2 protein-coding genes are annotated in these 3245 nt (G+C 71.1%); both read left to right on the forward strand.

The features are described 5' to 3' along the window. A partial coding sequence (locus tag BMZ69_RS30860) for a 3-hydroxyacyl-CoA dehydrogenase NAD-binding domain-containing protein (RefSeq protein ID WP_092163839.1) occupies positions 1–2040 on the forward strand: 2040 nt, incomplete at its 5' end. A gap of 75 nt (positions 2041–2115) precedes the next feature. Beyond that, a partial coding sequence (locus BMZ69_RS30865; protein WP_092163840.1) for an acetyl-CoA C-acyltransferase occupies positions 2116–3245 on the forward strand: 1130 nt, incomplete at its 3' end.

Raw genomic sequence — 3245 nt, forward strand, 5'->3', positions numbered from 1 at the left:
GCCGTCGCGAGCCTCGACCATCCGCCGGTGAACGCATTGGCGGCGGCGTTGCGTTCCGACCTGTTGCAGGCGCTGACGCGGGCGATGGCCGACGGCGAGGTGGTTGCGCTGGTGATCGCCGCCAAGGGCCGCGCCTTCATCGCCGGCGCCGACATCAGCGAGTTCGGCAAGCCGCCGGTGCCGCCGATCCTGCCCGATCTGCTGGCCGCGATCGAGAATGCGCCGAAGCCAGTGGTCGCGGCGATCGAGGGCGTGGCGCTGGGCGGCGGGCTCGAGGTCGGCCTCGCCTGCCATGGCCGCGTCGCCAGCCCGGCTGCCAGGCTCGGCCTGCCGGAGATCAAGCTCGGCCTGATTCCGGGCGCCGGCGGCACGCAGCGCCTGCCGCGCCTGATCGGTGCTACCGCCGCCTTCCCGCTGATGCTGTCGGGCGAGCCGATCCCGGCGCAGAAGGCGCTGGCGCTCGGGCTGGTCGACAGGTTGGTCGAGGCCGATGCCGTCGGCGCCGCGGTCGCGCTGGCGCAGGAGCTGGCAGGCAAGGGCGCGCCGGTGAAGACGAGCGCGCGGACCGACAGGCTGACGGCCGCCGAGCGCGAGGTCTTCGAGGCGCTGGCCAAGGATGCGCTGGCGAAATCCGGCGAGATGCCGAATGTCGCGGCGCTGGTCGAAGCGGTGCGCGCGGCGCTGACGCTGCCGCTGGCGGACGGGCTCGCGACCGAGCGGGCGCTGTTCGTGAAGCTGCTCGGCGACGAGCGCTCCAAGGCGCTGCGCTATGTCTTCTTCGCCGAGCGCGAGGCGGCGAAGGTCCCCGGCATCGACGAGAGCGTGAAACCGCGCCCGATCGCGCGCGCCGCCGTGATCGGCGCCGGTACCATGGGCGGCGGCATCGCGATGTGCTTCGCCAATGCCGGCATCCCGGTGACGCTGATCGAGACCACGCAGGAGCAGATCGACAGGGGCCATGCCCGGGTGCGCGACATCTATGGCTTCTCGGTCAAGCGCGGCTCGATGACCGAGGCGGTGCGCGAGCAGCGCATGGCGCTGATCACGCCGGCGGTCGGACTGGCGGCCGCCGCCGAGGCCGACATCGTGATCGAGGCGGCCTTCGAGGAGATGGGCGTCAAGCGCGAGATTTTTGGCGCGCTCGACACGATCGCCAAGCCCGGCGCGATCCTCGCCAGCAACACCTCCTATCTCGACCTCGCCGCGATCGCCGCGGTGACGAGCCGGCCGGCCGAGGTGCTCGGCCTGCACTTCTTCAGCCCGGCCAATGTGATGAAGCTGCTGGAGATCGTCCGGCCCGCCGGCGTCGCCAACGATGTGGTCGCAACCGCGATCGGCCTCGGGCGCAAGCTCGGCAAGGTGCCGGTCGTGGTCGGCAACTGCTTCGGTTTCGTCGGCAACCGCATGCTGGAGGCGCGCACCCGCGCCGCCGAGCGCCTGCTCGTCGCCGGTGCGCTCCCGCATGAGGTCGATGCGGCGCTGACCGGCTTCGGCTTCAAGATGGGGCCCTTCGCCATGTCCGATCTCGCCGGCAACGACATCGGCTGGCGCAGCCGCAAGGCACGCGGCAAGAGCGCGGCAGTGGCCGATGCGATCTGCGAGCGCGGCTGGTTCGGCCAGAAGAGCGGGCGCGGCTATTACCGCTATCCGGAAGGCGCCCGCGCCGGCGAGCGCGATCCGGAGGTCGAGGCGCTGATCGCCGCGGTCTCGGCCAGCAAGGGCGCGACGCGGCGCAGCTTCACGGCCGAGGAAATCCTGGCGCGGCTGCTCGACCCGATGGTCAACGAGGGCGCACGCATCCTCGACGAGGGCATCGCCACGCGGGCCGGCGACATCGATACGGTCTGGCTCAACGGCTACAACTGGCCGGCCTGGCGCGGCGGGCCGATGCACTGGGCTGAAAGCGTCGGGCTCGGCACGATCGTCGAGCGGCTGGAGCAGCAGGCGGCCGAGAGCGGCGACGCCTCGCTCGAACCGGCGCCGCTGCTGCGCAAGCTCGCTGCCGAGGGCAAAGGCTTTTCCGCGACAACGGCCGCCTGAGAACGACCATTCCAACCAGCCACCCAAGTTCGAATGGCCGCTGCGGCCGCACTGCCTGACAGGATGTGAAACGCCATGACCGAAGCCGTCATCGTCTCGACTGCCCGCACGCCGATCGGCAAGGCCCATCGCGGCGCCTTCAACCAGGTCCGCGGCGCCGACATGGCCGCCCATGCGATCAGGCACGCCATGGCACGGGCGAGGCTCGAGCCGGAAGCGGTCGAGGAGGTTGTGCTGGGCTGCGGCTATCCGGAGGCCGCGACCGGCGGCAATGTCGCCCGCCATGGCGCGCTCGTCGCCGGCATACCCGTGCAGTCGGCCGGCGTCACCGTCAGCCGCTTTTGCGCCTCGGGGCTGGAGGCGATCGCGCATGCGGCGCGGCGGGTGATGCTGGACGGGGTGCCGGTCGCGATCGGCGGCGGGGTCGAATCGATCTCGCTGGTGGCGCCGGTGGTACGGCGCGACCTGACCGAGAACGACTGGCTGAAAGCCAACAAGCCGACGATCTACACCTCGATGATCGAGACCGCCGACATCGTCGCCGAGCGCTACGGCATCACGCGCGAGGCCCAGGACGCGTTCTCGGTCGAGAGCCAGCGCCGCACTGCCGCCGCCCAGCAGCGCCGCTTGTTCGACGACGAGATCGTGCCGATGAGCGCGGTGATGGCCGTCACCGACAAGGCGACCGGCGAGGTCCGGCAGGACGAGGTCACGCTCAGCAAGGATGAGGGCAACCGGCCCGAGACGACGCTGGAGGGCCTCGCCAAGCTGAAACCCGTGCGCGGCGAGGACAAGTTCGTCACCGCCGGCAATGCCAGCCAGCTCTCCGACGGCGCCTCGGCCAGCGTGGTGATGTCGGCCGAGGAGGCCAAGCGGCGCGGCCTTACGCCGCTCGGCATCTTCCGCGGCTTCGCCTCGGCCGGCTGCGAGCCCGACGAGATGGGCATCGGCCCGGTCTTCGCCGTGCCGCGCCTGCTGGAGCGCAACGGCCTCACCGTCGCCGACATCGATCTGTGGGAGCTGAACGAGGCCTTCGCCTCGCAGTCGCTCTATTGCCGCGACAGGCTCGGCATCGACCCCAACAAGGTCAACGTCAATGGCGGCGCGATCGCGATCGGCCATCCCTTCGGCATGAGCGGGGCGCGGCTCGTCGGCCATGCCTTGCTGGAAGGCCGCCGACGCAAGGCGCGCTATGCCGTCGTCAC

The sequence above is a fragment of the Allobosea sp. CRIB-10 genome (assembly GCF_900112185.1).
In the GTDB taxonomy this organism is placed as follows: domain Bacteria; phylum Pseudomonadota; class Alphaproteobacteria; order Rhizobiales; family Beijerinckiaceae; genus Allobosea.